Annotated in this window: 21 protein-coding genes; 7 read left to right on the plus strand and 14 right to left on the minus strand. The window is 70.9% G+C overall.

All coding sequences use genetic code 11. The features are described 5' to 3' along the window. Positions 1-11: 11 nt before the first annotated feature. Both ACFW6A_RS28085 and ACFW6A_RS28090 read right to left on the minus strand, forming a co-directional pair. Positions 12-701 carry a hypothetical protein gene (locus tag ACFW6A_RS28085; RefSeq protein ID WP_386643836.1) on the minus strand — a complete coding sequence of 230 codons (690 nt, stop codon included), beginning with the start codon at positions 699-701 and terminating at the stop codon, positions 12-14. A gap of 145 nt (positions 702-846) precedes the next feature. Next, positions 847-1698 carry a hypothetical protein gene (locus ACFW6A_RS28090; RefSeq protein ID WP_386643839.1) on the minus strand — a complete coding sequence of 284 codons (852 nt, stop codon included), beginning with the start codon at positions 1696-1698 and terminating at the stop codon, positions 847-849. A 367-nt stretch (positions 1699-2065) separates the two neighbouring features. Here ACFW6A_RS28090 and ACFW6A_RS28095 point away from each other — a divergent pair, with 367 nt between their 5' ends. Continuing rightward, complete coding sequence (locus tag ACFW6A_RS28095; protein ID WP_386643842.1) at positions 2066-2317, plus strand: hypothetical protein; 252 nt, start codon at positions 2066-2068, stop codon at positions 2315-2317. Positions 2318-2334: 17 nt separating this feature from the next. On the opposite strand, the gene ACFW6A_RS28100 is transcribed toward ACFW6A_RS28095, so the two are convergent. Beyond that, positions 2335-3549, minus strand: a complete 1215-nt coding sequence (locus ACFW6A_RS28100; RefSeq protein WP_386643845.1) for an IS110 family transposase — start codon at positions 3547-3549, stop codon at positions 2335-2337. Between the two features lie 319 nt (positions 3550-3868). Here ACFW6A_RS28100 and ACFW6A_RS28105 point away from each other — a divergent pair, with 319 nt between their 5' ends. Together ACFW6A_RS28105 and ACFW6A_RS28110 are read left to right on the plus strand one after the other, a co-directional pair. Then, on the plus strand, positions 3869-4903 hold the full coding sequence (locus ACFW6A_RS28105) for an IS110 family transposase (RefSeq protein WP_351853620.1): 1035 nt from the start codon (positions 3869-3871) through the stop codon (positions 4901-4903). A gap of 147 nt (positions 4904-5050) precedes the next feature. Next, positions 5051-5419 (plus strand): hypothetical protein, encoded by a 369-nt coding sequence (locus tag ACFW6A_RS28110; RefSeq protein ID WP_386643849.1) that lies wholly within the window; start codon positions 5051-5053, stop codon positions 5417-5419. A 24-nt stretch (positions 5420-5443) separates the two neighbouring features. On the opposite strand, the gene ACFW6A_RS28115 is transcribed toward ACFW6A_RS28110, so the two are convergent. After that, entirely contained in the window at positions 5444-5815 is a 372-nt protein-coding gene (locus tag ACFW6A_RS28115) for a hypothetical protein (protein WP_386643852.1), read from the minus strand. 112 nt (positions 5816-5927) lie between these two features. On the opposite strand from ACFW6A_RS28115, the gene ACFW6A_RS28120 reads away from it, so the two are divergent. Then, on the plus strand, positions 5928-6068 hold the full coding sequence (locus tag ACFW6A_RS28120) for a hypothetical protein (protein ID WP_386643855.1): 141 nt from the start codon (positions 5928-5930) through the stop codon (positions 6066-6068). Positions 6069-6267: 199 nt separating this feature from the next. Here ACFW6A_RS28120 and ACFW6A_RS28125 read toward each other — a convergent pair whose 3' ends face one another. Then, positions 6268-6555: a hypothetical protein gene (locus ACFW6A_RS28125; protein WP_386643858.1), complete on the minus strand. Its 288-nt coding sequence runs from the start codon at positions 6553-6555 to the stop codon at positions 6268-6270. Positions 6556-6660: 105 nt separating this feature from the next. Between ACFW6A_RS28125 and ACFW6A_RS28130 the strand changes: the two genes are divergently transcribed. Both ACFW6A_RS28130 and ACFW6A_RS28135 read left to right on the plus strand, forming a co-directional pair. Further along, the gene (locus tag ACFW6A_RS28130) at positions 6661-7395 is read left to right on the plus strand and encodes a hypothetical protein (RefSeq protein WP_386643861.1); all 735 of its coding nucleotides are present in this window, start codon (positions 6661-6663) and stop codon (positions 7393-7395) included. A gap of 111 nt (positions 7396-7506) precedes the next feature. Beyond that, positions 7507-9225, plus strand: a complete 1719-nt coding sequence (locus ACFW6A_RS28135) for a pentapeptide repeat-containing protein (protein ID WP_386643864.1) — start codon at positions 7507-7509, stop codon at positions 9223-9225. Positions 9226-9289: 64 nt separating this feature from the next. Here ACFW6A_RS28135 and ACFW6A_RS28140 read toward each other — a convergent pair whose 3' ends face one another. The 7 genes from ACFW6A_RS28140 to ACFW6A_RS28170 form a co-directional block, all read right to left on the minus strand. Further along, the gene (locus tag ACFW6A_RS28140) at positions 9290-9751 is read right to left on the minus strand and encodes a hypothetical protein (RefSeq protein WP_386643867.1); all 462 of its coding nucleotides are present in this window, start codon (positions 9749-9751) and stop codon (positions 9290-9292) included. 9 nt (positions 9752-9760) lie between these two features. Beyond that, a complete protein-coding gene (locus ACFW6A_RS28145; protein ID WP_386643870.1) occupies positions 9761-10033 on the minus strand; it encodes a hypothetical protein in 273 nt (90 codons plus the stop codon). Positions 10034-10040: 7 nt separating this feature from the next. Further along, entirely contained in the window at positions 10041-10991 is a 951-nt protein-coding gene (locus ACFW6A_RS28150; RefSeq protein ID WP_386643873.1) for a recombinase family protein, read from the minus strand. Then, positions 10984-11379 (minus strand): hypothetical protein, encoded by a 396-nt coding sequence (locus ACFW6A_RS28155; protein ID WP_386643876.1) that lies wholly within the window; start codon positions 11377-11379, stop codon positions 10984-10986. Before ACFW6A_RS28155 ends, ACFW6A_RS28150 begins: the two co-directional genes overlap by 8 nt. Continuing rightward, a complete protein-coding gene (locus ACFW6A_RS28160; protein ID WP_386643879.1) occupies positions 11376-11522 on the minus strand; it encodes a hypothetical protein in 147 nt (48 codons plus the stop codon). The genes ACFW6A_RS28155 and ACFW6A_RS28160 overlap by 4 nt, the downstream gene beginning before the upstream one ends. 201 nt (positions 11523-11723) lie before the next feature. After that, positions 11724-13169: a pentapeptide repeat-containing protein gene (locus tag ACFW6A_RS28165; protein WP_386643882.1), complete on the minus strand. Its 1446-nt coding sequence runs from the start codon at positions 13167-13169 to the stop codon at positions 11724-11726. Between the two features lie 441 nt (positions 13170-13610). Next, positions 13611-13811, minus strand: coding sequence for a hypothetical protein (locus ACFW6A_RS28170; protein ID WP_386643885.1), 201 nt, complete (start codon positions 13809-13811; stop codon positions 13611-13613). Positions 13812-14156: 345 nt separating this feature from the next. Between ACFW6A_RS28170 and ACFW6A_RS28175 the strand changes: the two genes are divergently transcribed. After that, a complete protein-coding gene (locus ACFW6A_RS28175) occupies positions 14157-15554 on the plus strand; it encodes an IS4 family transposase (RefSeq protein ID WP_386643999.1) in 1398 nt (465 codons plus the stop codon). Here the strand turns inward: ACFW6A_RS28175 and ACFW6A_RS28180 are convergent. Continuing rightward, positions 15544-16344, minus strand: coding sequence for a DUF6461 domain-containing protein (locus ACFW6A_RS28180; protein WP_386643888.1), 801 nt, complete (start codon positions 16342-16344; stop codon positions 15544-15546). The genes ACFW6A_RS28175 and ACFW6A_RS28180 overlap by 11 nt on opposite strands. Positions 16345-16439: 95 nt before the next feature. Continuing rightward, entirely contained in the window at positions 16440-16703 is a 264-nt protein-coding gene (locus tag ACFW6A_RS28185; protein WP_386643891.1) for a hypothetical protein, read from the minus strand. Positions 16704-16781 lie beyond the last annotated feature (78 nt).

The raw sequence follows: 16781 nt of genomic DNA on the forward strand, positions 1-16781 counted from the left end.
CCGACGTGCTGTTACTGCCGTCCTGCGGCGGCCGCACACATGGCCGAGCAGAACTGGGGCGGCACCTTCGGGCCTGCGCCGTTCTGGAGCGTCGCACCGCAGGCACAGCGCCCGCCGGCGATCCTCTGGATACGGCGGTGGGCTGCCTGGGCCACCCGCTCCAGCCGGAAGTGCTCGGTGTCCATCGCGTGCTGCACCTTCATGGCCTGCTCGCCGAAGTACACGACGTCGACCATCTCGGGTTCCTCGTAGGCCGCTTCGATCAGAGCGGTCTTGACCGGGAAGAAGGCGCACTGGGCGACGGCGGCCGCGATCAGCTGGTCGCCCTCCTCGCCCAGCGGCACGGCGGCGGGGTTCCGAGCGCTGAACTCTTCGCGCTGGGCGCCTCCCCACGCCCGGGCCATCTCGACGAGCTCGTCCTCGGGACGCTCGGGAAGGTGCCGGTGGGCGCAGTAGGGGATCGAGTGCGCCGACACTGGCCCGGACTCGCAGCCGGGGATGAGGCACCGCTCGGTGACGTAGTCGTCCTGAGAGAGGACCATCTCGAAGCGGCGGCCGCCGCACCCCACGATCAGGGAGTGGAAGCCGTTACGGGACTCCAGCTCCAGCTCGGTGGACCTGCTGGCGGGCGCCAGCAGACCGAGGAGCAGCAGGACGGCCGAGTACGGCACCGGCCCGCCCAGTGGGGTGAAGTCGAACATCTCCGGTGCCCATTCGGGGTCGACGACCGTAAGGCGCACCCGGGCCCGGGCGGGGCGCGATCCGCGAAGTCACCCCGCCGTGCGTTCCGCTGCCGCCCGGTGCCGTGTGCCGATGGGCGCGGGCCCGACACCACACCTGCTTCCTCTACGCTCCCCAGCTGCTCGGTGCCCCGGTCCCGCCGGTCTCGCCGTCCTGGTCGTCGCCGTCGTCGTCCGGTTCGGGGGTGACGCGGTCGTCGAGGGCGATGGTGACGCGTTCGCCCTCGCCAGGGCCAAGGCGGGTCAGGCGCTGCTTGATCCGGTCGTAGAGCGTGGCGGCGAGCTCGTGGTCGCCGCTGCCGTCCGGGGTGGAGCTGGTGACGGTGTGGAGGCTGATCAGCAGGGCGATCAGGGAGCGGCCGGACAGCGGGGCGAAGACACGCTTGTCGGCCTCGTCGGTGACGCGGGGCGGGACGCGGAAGTGGGGGTGGCCGGCGGTACGGGCGGTGAGGAACTCCCATGTGTCGCGGTGGCAGCGCAGGTCGGCGGAGGAGATACGGGCCGCGGTCCGCAGCAGCGCGGTGTGTTCCTCGTCCGGCAGCACCGGCTCGGGGGTCTCGGCGGGCTGGGCCTGGAGCTCGTCGACGGCCCTGCGCAGCCCGGCGATCTCCTGCGCGAGGGAGACGAAGCCGTCGCGGGTCGCTTCCAGCACGGTGGCGAGTTCGTCCCGGACCTGCCCGGCGACCTCGAGGACCGCCTCGCGGGCCGCCTGGCGCAGCTGCTCGGCGCCGTCCGGCCGCTCTTCGGCCGTGACGGCCGGGGTGGTGAGCTGCTCGACAAGGGGAGTGAGCTCCTGGGCGAGGACCTCGCGGACGGCCTCGCGCACGGTCTCCTCGGACAGCGCCGGCGCGGTCGCCTCCGGCGTGGTCCCGGTGGCCGGTTCCTCCCCGGCCGTGCCGCCGCCCCGCTCCTCCGCCGCCCGCATCAGGGGCCACAGGCTGCCTGCGGTGACCTCCACGCCGTACAGGAAGCCCAGGCCGCGTACCGTCGCGCACGTTCGGCGGGGCCAGCAGGTCGTGCAGGCCCTCGCCGAACCACCGAGCGCCCGCCGTCGGGGTCGGCGGACGCTCGGCTGAGGTTCTGGTGGCAGGGCGGGGCCGGATGCAGGCGCCTACCGACTCCACGCCCCGGACCGTGCCTTGGCCTCCCGGCACTCGGGGCACCGGCAGCGGCCGTTGCGGTACGCCGACAGCGATCCGTGGTCGAGGTCCGGGGTCCGGCCGGCGCGCAGCGCATCGTCGAATTCCCGGGCGACCGGCCCCCTGATGCTCCTATTGATCGTCAAGGGTCAGGATGCGCTCGCAGGAGCGAGGTACCTTCACTCCATGTCACTTACTCCCGACGGCGAGGTCCGCAGCCGCGCTGAGCTGGTCGCCTTCGTCCGAGAGTTGCGCCAGGACCACCTCCGCCGGGGCCATGAGTGGGAGAACCAGAGCCTCGACCACTTCCTTGAGGCCCTCGCGGCGTGGATGGATGACTCGCCGGGCTGGTATCGAAACCTCGGGAAGCAGCTCCCCGAGGAAGGGGACTGGACCTTCCTGGCCAGAGCACTTCAGGCCGCCACCGTCTATGAGTGAATCCGCTGCTGGAGCGGTCAGGCCGCGGTGAGCCAGTCCCGGTAGGCGCTGGCGAGGTCGTCGTCGCGGCGTGTGCCGCGTTCGATGCAGGAGATCACCGCCGGCCAGACGCCGAAGTGTTCGGCGACGGTGGTGAGGGTGATGTTCTTGGCCTGGCGTGCGGGTCGTAGGTCGGAGATGTCCGGGACGGTGACCGGTGTGGTGAGGTAGCGGAAGATCTCCCGGGCGATCGCCCGCTTGAGTAGGCGGATGATCTCCTTCTTCGTGCGTCCGGCGGCGGCCTGCCGGGCGATGTATTCGCGGGTGCGGGCGTCGCTGGACATGCGGACGAGAGCTATGCGGTAGAGGGCTGAGTTCGCGCCGCGGTCGCCGCCGCGGGAAAGACGGTGGCGGTTGGTCCTGCCGCTGGAGGCGGGGACAGGTGCGACGCCGCAGAGCGCTGCGAAGGATGCCTCCGTGCGTAGGCGGTCGGGGTTGCCGCCGGCGGTGACCAGGAGCTGGGCCGCGGTGTCGGGGCCGACACCGAACGCGGCGCGCAGGCCGGGGTTGCTCTCGGTGGCGGCGGTGTCCAGGGCGGCGGTGAGGGTGTCGTGTTCCGTGGTCAGGGCCTGGACCCGGCGGGCGAGGGTCTTCAGCGCGGTCAGGAGGGCGACGCGCGGTCCGTCTCCGGTGGGGCGGAGCCGGGAGATGGCGTCGACCTGTGTCTTGCCGCGCAGGGCGGTGTACTTGACGCGGATGTCGTCCGGGGCGGTGATGAGGATGTGCGCGATCTGGTTCAGGGTGGCGGTGCGTGCCTTGACGGCGGACCGGGCGGCGTTGTGGAGGGCGCGTATGCCGCTGACGGTGTCGTCCTTGGGGATGACCGATGCCCGGCCGGACAGCGCGGCGCGGGCGGCTGCGTAGGCGTCGATGGGATCGGACTTGCCGATCCGGCGACGCTCGGCCTTGTCGGGCCGGTTGACCTCGACCACGGTCAGGCCCGTGTGGCGGGCGGCACGGGTGAACCCCAGGCCATAGGAGGAGGTCCCCTCGACCCCGACGGCGGTCACGGTGCCGTGGGCGTTCAGGAACGCGATCGCAGCGGCGTATCCGGCCGCCGTGGTCGGGAACTCGGCGTCGGCGATGTGGCCGCCCCGGTCGGTGATGACAGCGACGTGGATCGTGTCCGGGTGGGAGTCCACTCCGCCGAACACCGCATCCAGTTCGGTGGCGGGCGTGGTCGTCGCTGTCATCCTGTGGGCTGCCCTTCTGGCCGGAGGTGACGCCGGCCGGGTGGGTCAGACAGGACATTGAGGGGGCCTCTGGCCAAGCTCCTGACTTGTTGAATCGGCCCCAGACGCTCGGTCTGCAGCCGTAGCGTCCAGGGTGTCGGTCGGCACGGGCCCGCAGTGCTCCTTGCCGCCCTCGGGCTGGCTCACTGATAGCGTGCCGCCGCTGGCCGACACCCGCGCGGTGTGGCTCGACAGAGGCATGAAGGTGACACGGTGACTTCAAGTCAGGGTGCCCACCGCACTCCCCTTCCTGTCTCATCGAGTGCGAGGGCAGCAGCCTGTGATCCTGATCGGTGTCGATCCCCACAAGTCGTCCCACACCGCCGTCGCCGTCGACGCCGCCGGCCACCAGGTGGCCCAGCGCCGGTTCGTCGTCAACGCCGGAACCTTCCGCCAACTGATGCGCTGGTGCGAGCAGTGGCCCGACCGCCGTTTCGCGGTCGAGGGTGCCGGCGGCCTGGGCCGTTCGCTCGCCCAGCAGCTGGCCGCTGCAGGCGAGAACGTGGTCGACGTGCCTTCCACCCTGTCGGCCCGGGCCCGACTGCTGGCCACCGGCGGAGACCGCAAAACCGACGCCAAGGACGCCCTGCACGTCGCCCAGGTCGCCCTCTTCCGCCATGACCTGCGCCCCGTTGTGCGGGAAGACCAGACCACGATCCTGCGGCTGCTGACCGAGCGACGTGACGACCTGGTCCACGAGCGCACCCGCGTCCTCAACCGGCTCCACGCCGTCCTGCGCGATCTCCTGCCCGGCGGAGCACCCACCGGCCTGTCGGCCGACAAGGCCGCCGCCTTGATGAAGGGCATCCGGCCGGTCACGGCCACCGACAACTGCCGCCGGGACATAGCACGCGACCTGCTGGCCGACCTGCGCAGACTCGACCGGCAGGTCAAGGACAACGAAGCCGAAATGCGCGAGGCCGTCGCCGCGACCCGCACCACGCTGACCACCCTGCCGGGCCTGGGCACCGTGCTGGCCGCCAAGGTCATCGGCCACATCGGGGACGTCGGCCGGTTCCCCACCGAGCATCACTTCGCCAGCTACACCGGCAGCGCACCCCTGGACGCCTCCAGCGGCAACAACGTCCGCCACCGGCTCAACACCGGCGGCAACCGCGCGCTGAACTCGGTCCTGCACACCATCGCCGTCTGCCAGATCCGCGACGGCGGCCGCGGGCAGGACTACTACCTCCGCAAAATCAGCGAGGGCAAGACGCCCTCGGAAGCCCGCAGGGCTCTCAAGCGAAGGCTGTCCAACGTGGTCTACCGGATCATGAAACGAGACCAGCGAACCCACCTCGCACAAGCCGCTTGACACACAGAGGCGCTATCAGGTCATGTTCCACCTGGCCGGAGCCATGGAGAACGGGTCCCGGCGGCCGGACAGAACAGTCGCAGGACAGCCCAGCAGGACGTCAGTCAGACCCTGAGCCACGACCACCGGAACCCGCTACGAGTATCAATGTCAGACCTCCGTGACACCCTGAACGGGCCCGGCGGCGCCCACATCACCTCGAAGCCGATGCCGCCGCCGGGCCCGGCGTCTCCGACGTGCGCATCGAGCCCGTCAAGAAGTAGCCGACGCCCCGCCGGGGGCGTCAGCCCGGGCTCCTACCGTCGAAGCGAGGGCCTGGGCGGCTCGTACCAGCGGGCGTTCACCGACCTCGCGGCGACGATGCGGGGCCGGCCGGTCATCGACATCCTGCCGCTGCTCCGCGCGGCCGCCGTCGGCGCCCGGTTCGCCTTCACGGACGCCGACCTCGCCGAGCAGGTCGCAGCGATCGACCGGGGCGGCCGCTACGAGCTCCGGGTATGGATCACCCGACCGTAGAAGCCGCCCCAGTCCCGGCCGGAGTCAGGCTGCGGGCGCGTTGTCGCCGAGAGCGGCCAGGACCGCGTCGTGGTGCTTCAGCGCTGTCCTGGCCTCGACGAGCTTCGGCCCGCGCTCCAGGGTGCTCCAGTACGGGTGCGTGGACACCTCGATCGACAGCTCCTGGATCCGCGCCCACAGCTGCGCCTCGGCCGTGGCCTGCTCGGGGGTGTAGCCGGGGCTGTCTTCCCGGCTGGCGGCGACCTCGTCGGTGTGGGGGTGCTTGACCCCGGGCCAGCCCGGCAGGGGTTCCGTGGACCAGGGCAGGGTCTGGCACAGCGCCCGGTACTCGGCGTACGCGCGGTGTAGCTCGGCCTGGAGCTTCGTCAGGTCGTCGGGGAACTCGTGCTCGCTCACACCAGAATCCTATGCCTGTTCGATTTCATGGGGCTGGTGCCGACCGAGACCTGCGGCTACGGTCACCCCAACGGCGCAGCACCGCAGCGCCGCGCACTGGGAGGGGACCGTCATGAGCAGCGACAGCGGATGGGGCTACGCGGACACCGGCTGGGGCGTCACCGCCGACCCGGGCTGGAACCGCCCGGCCGGAGACGCCGGCTGGGGCTTCGAGCCCGGCTGGGACGTCCAGGGCGACATCGGCTGGGGCTGACCCGCCCCTCGGACACAGGAGAAGGCCCGCACCCCGGTGCGGGCCTCGCTTGTTCCCGGGGGCGGCCGGCACTTCCGGGGTACGGGTGCGTGCCGGGCGGCGCCTCGACCAGGAGCGGATCGTCGCCGTCCTCGCCGGCCACCAACGCGCGAAGTGCCTTGTCCTGCACGAGGGCACGGCCCTTCTTCCTTGCCGCCCGCTACCTGTGCCGTCTCCGCTGGTGTGCCGCGTGTGCCGCCGCCGCTCGTCCGGCGCTGGCCCGGCGCCGGGCCTCCTCGGGGATCTCCGCGACGGCCGCGAGGGCGGCGCGGATCTGGTCGGCGGTCTGCGGCGGGCGGCCGGTCGCCTCCTCGTACGCCCCCAGGAGCTCGTGGACCAGGGCGGCGAGACGGGTGATGCGGGGGTCCGCGAGCGGTTCGCGCGCCGCCGGGACGTACTCGCGCAGGAGGACCTGCTCCTCGGCCTCGGCCTCCGTGTACGGCGCCACCAGGGAGCACGGCCTCGGGGAGCATGGCCGACGTGGGTAGCGGTGGGGTGTTCAGTTTGCTGAACGGCCTGTGCGGGGTGATCGGAGGCTGGCAGGCTGGGCGGGGTGAAGGGCGACTGGCTGGGGAAGGTCCGGCGGCAACGGCGTGTCCTGGCACGCGTACGCAGGGCCGCCTGGCGGTTGGAGCAGGCGGAGCGGGAGCGGGCCTGGGCGTTGGTGGCGGCCAGGGTGGAGGGGGTGTCGGTGCGGAAGGCCGCGGAGGCGGCCGGGCTGTCGCCCAGCCGGGTGCATCAGCTGACGAAGGACGCCGACCTGGACGCCTTGGACGTCGTCCTGGGCGAGCTCCGAGCGGCGGGCTGGACGGCGCCGGAGGACCCGGAGGGCAGCGACGACGAGGAACTCTCCGGCCGTGCGAGCGTCGCTGAGCGGCTGGTGGACGAGGTGGGATGGATCCGGCAGTGCGCCGACTGGATCGACCACCTGGACCGCGAGTCCTACATGCCCGTCGCCGACCTCTGCTCCGATGCCGACTTCCCCGACCGAGCAAACGTCGCGGTGGACTCCGCCAGACTCTCCGCGATCCTGCGCCGGATCGCCTTCGGCGTAGACGAACTCGCCCGCGCCCGGAACGTGGACGACCTGACCGGCGTCCGTGTCGGCGACGGCCCGCGGGCCGAGCGCCGCCGCCGGCTCGCCGAGCCGGACCTGGAGTACGCCGAGTTCACCCGCAGGAAGAACCTGCCGTGGCACTCCACCCAGCAGGGTCAGACGGCCTGGGACGCCTACCAGGCTGAGCGGTACCGCCGCGGCGAGACGGACCAGGACCCGTACACCGCGTAAAACCCGTTCCATCCCCGGCGCGTCTGATCCGGCGCCACCCGCATTCCCGACGCCCGTCACCCGTCCGGCGACCACCGGCACGCAGCCTCTCCCCTCTGGAGCCGTCCCGCCATGAGCACTCCCCCGCCCCCGACGGAAGCACCGTCCTGGCCACACTGCACTCACGGCGCCGACCCGGTCACCGATCCCGTCGGCTGCCGCGGCATCCACGTCCCCGGCCACAGGGCCTGCCTCGCCCACCTGAATGACGCCGACCGCACCGCGTACCTGGCGGGCCTGGCCCCGGGCGCCGACATCGACCACCGCGAAACCCCCTTCACCGCAGACCTCCTCAAGCAGCTTCTGGCCGCCCTCACCGACCCCACGACCCGACAACCCCGCCTCGGCACCGCAATGTTCGGCGGGGCGCAGTTCTTCGGCGACGCCGTTTTCAGCAGGGCGCAGTTCGCCGGCGAGGCCGTGTTCGTCGGGGCGCAGTTCGCCGGCGAGGCCGTGTTCGTCGGGGCGCAGTTCACCGGCAGCGCCGTGTTCCTCAGGGCGCAGTTCACCGGCGACGCCTCGTTCATCGGGGTGCAGTTCGCCGGCGACGCCTGGTTCACCGGGGCGCGGTTCTCCGACGACGCCTGGTTCGGCGGGGCGCAGTTCTCCGACTACGCCAGGTTCGGCGGGGCGCAGTTCTTGACGTCTGCTTGGTTGGGGCCGGTGGTGTGTGCACGGGAGGTGGATCTGTCAAATGCGGTGTTCGGGGCGCCGGTGACGCTGGAGATCGCGGCGAGCGCAGTGGCGTGTGTGCGGACGCGGTGGGAGTCAACGGCGACGGTGCGGGTGCGGCGGGCTGAGGTGGATCTCGGCTACGCGGTGCTGGCGGCCCCGGTCGCAGTCACCGCCCACCCCGCCCCCTTCACCACCCGCATTGCCCTGGGCACCGAGACCATGGATGAGAGCCTGCTGACCGGTCCTGACCGGGTGCGGGTGACGTCGGTGCAGGGCGTGGACGCTGCGCACCTGGTCCTGACCGACACTGACCTGTCCGACTGTCTGTTCTCCGGCGCCTTCCATCTCGACCAGCTCCGCCTGGAGGGCCGCACCTCCCTCGCCCCCACTCCCACCGGCTGGCACCGCAAGGGCATATCGCCGATCCGCTGGACCCGCCGGCGCACCCTGGCCGAGGAGCACCACTGGCGCGCCCAGAGCGCCGGGCAACCCCTCGCACCTGCGGGCGCCCCGCCCGAGCCCCGCCGGTGGCGGACGGGCCCGCACCACGGCGACCCCGCCCGTACCCCCGACCCCGACGACGTCGCCGCCCTCTACCGCCAACTCCGCAAAGCGTTCGAGGACGGCAAGAACGAACCCGGCGCGGCGGACTTCTACTACGGCGAGTGCGAGATGCGCCGCCACGACCGCACCGGCACCCCCAAGACGGAACGCCGTCTGCTGTGGGCGTACTGGGCGCTCTCCGGCTACGGCCTGCGCGCCTCCCGTGCCCTGGGTTGGCTCGCCGCCGCCATGCTCACCACGATCCTGCTGCTGATGGCGTTCGGCCTGCCCGCCTCCTCTCCGAAGCAGGAGGCCACCGGCACAGTCCCGGTCGGCGGGGGCAAGGTCACCTTCGTCATCGACAAGCAGGACCCGAAGAACCCCGTGAAGGACCGGTTCAGCACCAAACGCTTCGACAAGGCCCTGAGCGTCACCCTGAACTCGGTGGTGTTCCGCTCCAGCGGGCAGGACCTCACCACCGCCGGCACCTACATCGAGATGACCTCCCGCATCCTCGAACCCGCCCTCCTCGCCCTCGCCGTCCTCGCCATCCGCGGACGCATCAAACGCTGACCACCCCCCCCGACGCGAGAAGCTGTTCAGCAAACTGAACACCCACTCGCTGCCCACCGAACCCTTACTCCCCGAGGCCGGGGTAGCCGTACAGGGTGGGCCGGTCCTCCAGCAGCTCCGGGACATTGTGGAGGGCGCCGCTGTGCAGCGGGTTCCGGGCCAGACGGGGAGAGGCGGCCACCCGGGCGCCGTATGACCGCAGCGGTTCGATGTGCTCCTCGGGAAGGGCTTCCGGGAGGAGCAGCGCCGCCCGGTCGAGCGGCCGGTAGAGCCGGTCGATCTCGTCCAGGGCGGCCTGGTCTTCGGTGATGAGGACCTGCTCGACGGCATCCGGCTCCGGCTCCAGCCCCAGGGTGTCGAGGACGGCCGCGCCGTACAGGACCGTCAGGTAGCGGGGAACGGTGCGGTCGGCGGGCTGGTAGCGCTCGGCGATGAGCAGGGCCCGGCCCAGGGCCCCCTTCCGGGCGAGCCGCAGATGGTACTCGGGGGACGTGGCCAGCGGTAAGGGAGCGGACAGGTCGTGCACGGTGCCTCCTCAGGCAGTGGTCGATGCGGTGCTGAGCCGGTCCGCGTACACCCGGTACGCCTTCCGGCCGGCCGGGGCGGCTCCGTCGGCGGCGAGGGCGGCGCGGATCTCGTCGGAGGTCTGCGGCGGGCGGCTGGCGTCCCGGACGGTGGGCTGGAGACGCCGCACGCGGGTGGCCGCCGTATAGCCGCTGATCTCGTAGTGGATCCCGTCCGGCCCTCGCCCGATGGCACGGCCGTCGATGTCCGGTTCCTGCATGGTGCCTTCCGAAGCGATGAACATCCCTGGGTCAGGGCTCCATCCCTGCTGCTGTGACGCGGTCGTAGGCGGTGGTGACCCGGTCGGTGTGGATCCGGCGGGCCTTGCGTCCGGCGGGGGACTTCATGAGCCCGGCGGAGGCGGCGACCATCGCCTGGTGGACGTCGGCCGGGGCGGTGACCCTGACCGAGTAGCCCTGGCCCCGGCGGACGCTCTGGCCGGCGGCGAGCGAGTAGCGGATGGCGACGTCCTCGGTCGCGGTCTGGAGGTGCTCGGCGACGAGACCAGGCACGTCGACGACCAGGACCGGGTTGGCAGCCGCGCCCGAGACCTCGGCCAGGAAGGCGAGTTCGACGCCCTCGTCGGCCAGGACCTCCTCGAAGCCGGGTACCTCGCGGGCGCCGGCGTCGTCGAGGACCCGGCGGATCGTCTTGGGGGAGACGGCGTACTGCCGGGCGAGCGCCTTGACGGCGACGCCGTCGCGGTAGGCCTCGACGACGCCGGCGGCCTGGTCCTCGTCGAGCGCGGCCGGGCGGCCGAGGGTCTTGCCGGAGGCGGCGGCCGCGGCCACGCCCTCGCGGGTGTTCTCCGAGACCATCTCGCGCTGGAACTCCAGCACCGCCGCGAGGACCTGCACGGTCATCGCGGCGGCCGGGTCGTCCGACGCCAGGTCGATCCCGGACAGCAGCCCGGACTCCACCCGCAGGTGCAGGCCCCGCCCGATGAGCACCGGCCGCAGCGCGACGATGTCCGCGACCGACCGGAACAGGCGGGCGGCGCCGGCGATGCGGATCGTGTCGCCGGCGGCGGCCTCGTCGAGGAGCCGCTGGAAGCCGGTCCGCTCCAGGCACAGGACCCGGCTGGAGGTCGCGGGGTCCTCGTAGACCGGGGCGCCGGCGGCGAGCAGCGCCGCCAGGGCGTGCTTCTGCCGGGCGTCGGCCTGCTCGTCCGTGGAGTGCCGCAGGTACAGCCGGTCACCCACGGCGGTACACCTCGGCGTGCTGGGCGGCGCGCTCGGCACGTTCGCGCTCGACCCGGGCCCAGTCGGCGAGCAGGGCCGCCAGGCGGTGCGTGTCGCCCTGGAGCTCCAGGGGGAGGCGGCGCAGGACCTCCTGGACCAAGCGCAGGGCCGCGCTCGCGGAGAAGCCGGGCGGGGACTGGGTGCAGGCCCGGTGCATGCACCGGTCGAGCTGGCCCAGTTCCCGGCGCAGCTCCGTGAGCCGGGTCGGGTCGCCACCGAGCGCCTTCGAGGTCTTCACCTGTGCGGTGAGTTCCTCCCGGATGCAGCCGTAGACCGAGTTCCAGCGGGCGGCGATGCGGCCGGCCTCTCCCTCCGAGACGCCGTTGTCGATGAGCTGAGCGGCGTTCACTGGCCCTCCCCGGTGATGCTGTGTTCGTCGTCGCCGAGGGCGCACAGCGCTAGCGCGGCGGCGTACTCCTCGTCGTCGAGGCCGAACGGCTTCCTCCGGTGGTGCTTGGAGGGCTCGGTGTGCTTCTGGTCGAGCTCGGACATGGGTTTCCCCTCGGGTGGGCCGGGCCGGGATGGCTCGGTGCCTGATGACCACCCTAGGAGAGGCGAAAAGGGGGGGCGCAATGACGGATCGGATTCCAATGGACCGCGGCGGGTCCTGGGCCCGTTTTTCACCCTTCTGGGCGACTCGTGTGATCGGATCGGCAAGAGGGGGCATATACGACTGATTGCGCCCCCTGGTGACTATGGAATCGGGGCCCATGCCTGGGGAAGGATCACGGTTCTCGGCACAGGGCTGCCGACGGCAGTGAGAAGCCCGGAGGGAGCTGGCCCCGTCGTGTCGCTGAAGTCCAGCGTGCCGCCGGAGATCGTCGAGCTGTCGAAGGAGACTGTGTCGCTGGAGATCGTCGCGTGGATGAAGGGCACCGCGCCGCCGGAGATCGTCGCGCGGCCGAAGTCCACCCTGCCGCCGGAGATCGTCGCGCCGTTGAAGGCCATCGTGCCGCTGGAGATTCTCGCCTCGCGGAAGAACACGGTGCCGCCGGAGATCCTCGCGCGGCTGAAGAACACGGCGCCGCCGGAGATCGTCGCGCGGCCGAAGAGCACCATGCCGCCGGAGAGCGTCGTGTCGCTGAAGAACACCGTGCCGCCGGTGATCGTCGCGTGGCCGAAGTGCACCCTGCCGCCGGAGAGCGTCGCGCCGCCGAAGAACACCGTGCCGCCGGAGATCGTCGCGACGGCGAAGAACACCCTGCCGCCGGAGAGCGTCGCGTTGCTGAAGTCCACCCTGCCGCCGGTGATCGTCGTACTGCTGAAGTCCAGCATGCCGCCGGTGATCGTCGTGTCCCTGAAGTCCAGCGTGCCGCCGGTGATCGTCGCGTCGCTGAAGTCCAGCGTGCCGCCCGAGAACGTCGCGTCGCTGAAGTCCAGCATGCCGCCGGAGAACGTCGCGCCGCCGAAGTCCAGCATGCCGCCCGAGAACGTCGCGCCACTGAAGGTCACCGTGCCGCGGGCGAACCTTGCGTTGCTGAAGTCCATGTCGCCATCGATGGTGACGCCGGTGAGGTCGAGGTCGCAGCCTTGCCAGGAGTGGTGGGTGCCCTCGGGGCGGCGGTAGTGGTCGCCGATGAGGCGCAGGATCGTGTGCCGTACCTCGCGCAGGGCGAGGTAGAGGTGGTGGTTCTCCAGATCGGCGGTGCCGGGGTCGGGTGTGTGGGGGAGCCGGAGGTAGGCGCACAGGACGTCGATGCAGGTCTGGCGCAGGTTGTCGTTGGGGGCGTCATCGGCGAGGCCGGCCAGGGCGTGGACACCGCCGAGGCGGACGGCGGGGGAGTCCGAGCCGAGTTTGTCGACGGCCTGGGAGAAGCGTTCGGTGTGGAGCCGGGTGGCTTCGCGGTGCGCGCCGGCTTCGTCGACGCGCTGGCGGCGGTAGGCGACGACCAGGGCGACGAGCGCGCCGGCCCCGGCGACCACGCCGAAGGAGAGCTTCACCAAGTCGAAGAGCGTCTTGGCATCGAGCTTCTTGGTGGTGTCGATCTCCTGGAAGTCCAGCAGGTACACCAGGCCGTAGAAGATGCCGCCGGCCACCAGGACCGCGGCGGCGAAGGTGATGATCAGGGCCCGGCCGACCTTCCAGAGCCGCAGCTCCCGGTCGTCTGAGGTCGGCCGAGGCCGTCGGTTCGCTATCACGGTGAGGAGGACAAGAACTCGCAGGCTTGTGGTTGCGGCGCCTGTGGCCTCAGGACGCGGGTGACCGATTCCACCCCCCAGGTTGAACGGACCAGCCGACGATTCGACCCAACGGTTCCTCGCCCCAGACGGCGGGCAGGGTGCAGGCGGCGCCGGACTGTCCGGCGCGACGCGGGAGGGGAGCGAGTACGTGGAAAGTTATGAGGGAGAGGCCAGGTACGCGGCGAGGATGGCGACCGACATGAACGGGGCGGATAACGAGGTCGAGGCGATCGGCCAGGGGCTGGGCGCCATCGCGTACGCCCTGCTTGAAGTCGCCTCCGCGATCAGGGAGAGCACCGAGGTGCAACGAGACCGCTGACCACTACCCAGGAGCCGCCGGGCGCTATCACGTGACCGGCGGCCCCAGGTGGGTCCAGGGGCTCGGTGTTCGCGGATGGATCAGCCGCAGCCACAGGTGAAGGGGCCGCACTGCCTGCTGAACCAGACGCGGTCCTCGACCGGCACGTCCTGCATCTGGTCGGCGAGGACCTGGCCCTCGCGGTCGATACGGGCGAACGGGGCTTCATACCTCGTGCGGCACTTGGCGCACCGCGCATCGAAGTAGTACGAGATCTCCGTGTGCTCCGCGACCGGCGCCACGGGGTACCGGGAGCCGCCATCGTGCAACTGAACGGTGAAGCCTTCCGCGCAAGTACAAGACATGACGGCATGGTCCCAGCGGTGAACGACTGAGACAGCTTCACATAGCCGCACGTAAGAGGGATCCCGGAAGTTGACGCTGGCGGCGGGTCTTATGGGGCGGCGGGTTCGATTACGAGGGCGCTGTCGTCCGGCGCGTGCCGGGGCCGGCCACGACGATGGCGGTCCGCGCCGGTCGGCAGTGACCGGAGCGGGGGCCGGGGGGCCGGCGAAGGCCAATGCAGTTGCCTTTGAGTCGCGGGGATCGTTGCCCCGCGTGTGACAGGGTGGGGCGCGGGCCAGCGGGTGCGGATCGGGATCCTGACGAAGGTGTTCACCACTGAGCTGGTGGACGCGGCGATAGCCAAGCACGACCGTGCCGAGCGACGGCGACGCCTCCTTCCGGCGCGACTTGTCGTGTACTTCGTCCTGGCCCTGTGCCTGTTCGCCAGGGAGTCGTACGAGGAGGTGCTGCGGGTGCTGACCAACGGCATCCCGGGCAGCCGGGCCCTCGCGCGGGTGAACCGGTCGTCGTTGTGCCGGGCCCGCGCCCGCCTCGGCGAGGACGTGCTGGAGACCGTGTTCCGCCAGGTGGCCGGCCCACTCGCCACCAGGGACACGCCCGGTGCATGGTGGCGAGGTCTGCGGCTCCTCGCCCTGGACGGCACCCAGTTCGATCTCCCTGATTCGACGAGCAACGGCGACACCTTCGATGGCCCATCCACCACCGGCGGCGTCCCCTTCGGCTTCCCCCAGGTCAGGGCGGTGGTCCTCACCGAGATCGGAACGCACGGAGTCCTCGATGCCCGCCTCGGCGGCTACCGCGACGGTGAGCGCAGCCTCGCCTACCCACTGGCCGGCTCCACCGCCCCCGGCGACCTGGTCATCGCCGACCGCGGCTTCTGGTCGGTCGAGTTCGCTTACGCCTTCGCCACGGCGGGCGCGGATCTGCTGGTCAGGCTCCAGTCCAACCACCTCGGAACCGTCCAGGAAGAGCTTCCGGACGGTTCGTACCTGTCGATGGCGCGACCGGGAAAGGATGTCCGGCGCCGAGCCGCGCGAGAGGGCCGGACTCTGCCCCGGCACGTGATCTACCGCGTCATCACCTTCGCCAAGGGCGACAAGGTCGCCTACCTGGGCACGACACTGCTGGATCCCGAGCAGTACCCGGCCGACGAGCTGGTCGCGCTCTACCGGGAACGCTGGGAGATCGAGCTCGCCTTCGACGAGATCAAGAACCACCTCGGCCCCGCCGGGCCGATCAGGTCACGGACCCCGGAAGGTGTCCGGCAGGAACTGTGGGCCTACCTCGCGGTCCACCACGCGATCCGCCAGTTCGCCCACACAGCCGCACTTGCCCGACCGACCGTGGACAGTGACCGTGTCTCCTACCTGAGGTGTGTACGCATCGTCCGCCGCAGCGTTCCGTCCCAGCTCGGAGCGACCGCCACCAAACTCACCCGTTCCTTCGCCGAGGCCGGGTGGGAGGCACGTGCACGCCTCCTGCCGGCCCGGCGTGGCCGGGACTGCCCACGTGCGATCAAGAAGCCGAACCGTTGGCCCGTCCTGAGGACCCGGGCCAGACGGGACATGGTCCAGCCCGGCCGCTGGGCCCACAACCAGACCACGAAGCCGAAGAGCAACCGCCGGGCTGGAAGACCGGTCCTCGGGGGAACTCGAGCCCCGTCACCGCCTAAGGAGTAGGTGACGAGGGACCGAGAATCACGATCGGTTCCTCGGCCCGGGCCCGGGCGAGGGCAGTGGCGGCTTCCGCCTCCTCTCGGGTGATCTCTTTGTAAAATCGTTCCCCATCCGCGCCGGTGACGTCGATGACCATCTTGGTCCACTCCGCGGCGGGCGCCTCCGGAACGTGTCCGAGGTGGTACTCGGCATTCTTGAGAAGTTCCTCTGTGAGCCGTACGCCCGTCAGACGCTCGGTGAGGGCAAGCACCGCCGCCTTGGTATCGGTGCTCGAGCCTGTGCCGTCCTCGTCCTCGGTCAGGTCGAAGCCGATCTCACGCATCATCGGAACCAGCTCGTCCGGGGTGCTGCCGTACCTGTTCGTGGGCCATTCGAAGCTGGTCCGCAGCTCACCGTCCTCAAACCAGTCGAAAAGGTCGATCGGCGCGCCCCCGTTGGTGGAATGCGACACGGCTCGCCCGTTCTGCGCCAGGGACGGCATGAACCGTGACATCCCTACGCCACCGTTGAAGTCGAAGACGAGCGTCCACTCGCCGTTCGTGCCCGGCACGGTGAAGGCTCCCGCGATGAAGGAGTCGTCCCAGTAATCCGTTGCATCGCGATGCTCCATATGCTCGTCGACCAGAGCGTCCAGTCCCTCACCCGTGCCCTTCGGCTCGGCCTCCATCAGACGCAGTACGTCGGTGGGGGTGGTGCCGTGGACGAGGGCCAGGCCGTATCCGCCCGTCATTGCGTCGCCGAACATCCGGGAGGAGCGTATCCAGGCGTAATCCCGCGCAGTTGCCAAAGTCATGCACAGCAGTCTGCCTCCCCGCACTGACAGGCTTGCAGCCCGAGGGCCCCACGACGGCACCAAGGGCCGCAGCGCTTCGGGGATGCGGGCTCAGATCAGCCAATCCAGTCTCGGAATCGGGCGTGTGATGGTCCGCATGCGCCGTCGGCCAAGGCGTCCTCGTAAGCCTGCCGGGCTATGGCTTCCATCTCTTCCGCCGAGATGCCGGCGGACATGATGGCCCCTGAGCCGACCCCTGAGTAGATCGTGCATCGTGGATAGACCGGCTGAACGGCGTACCACCCGAAGGCGACGACGGCAGCCAGCACGGCCAGGGTGATGAAGCGGCGTCCGGGTGTGCGGAAGAACGGGTTGATCACCTAGGGATGGTACGGAGTGTGCCTAACCTGCTGGCCCGCGCCCTACTCCGTCACAGACAGGGCAACGATCCCCCACAA

Origin of the sequence: Streptomyces sp. NPDC058758, from assembly GCF_042746075.1 — a bacterium.
Classification (GTDB): domain Bacteria; phylum Actinomycetota; class Actinomycetes; order Streptomycetales; family Streptomycetaceae; genus Streptomyces.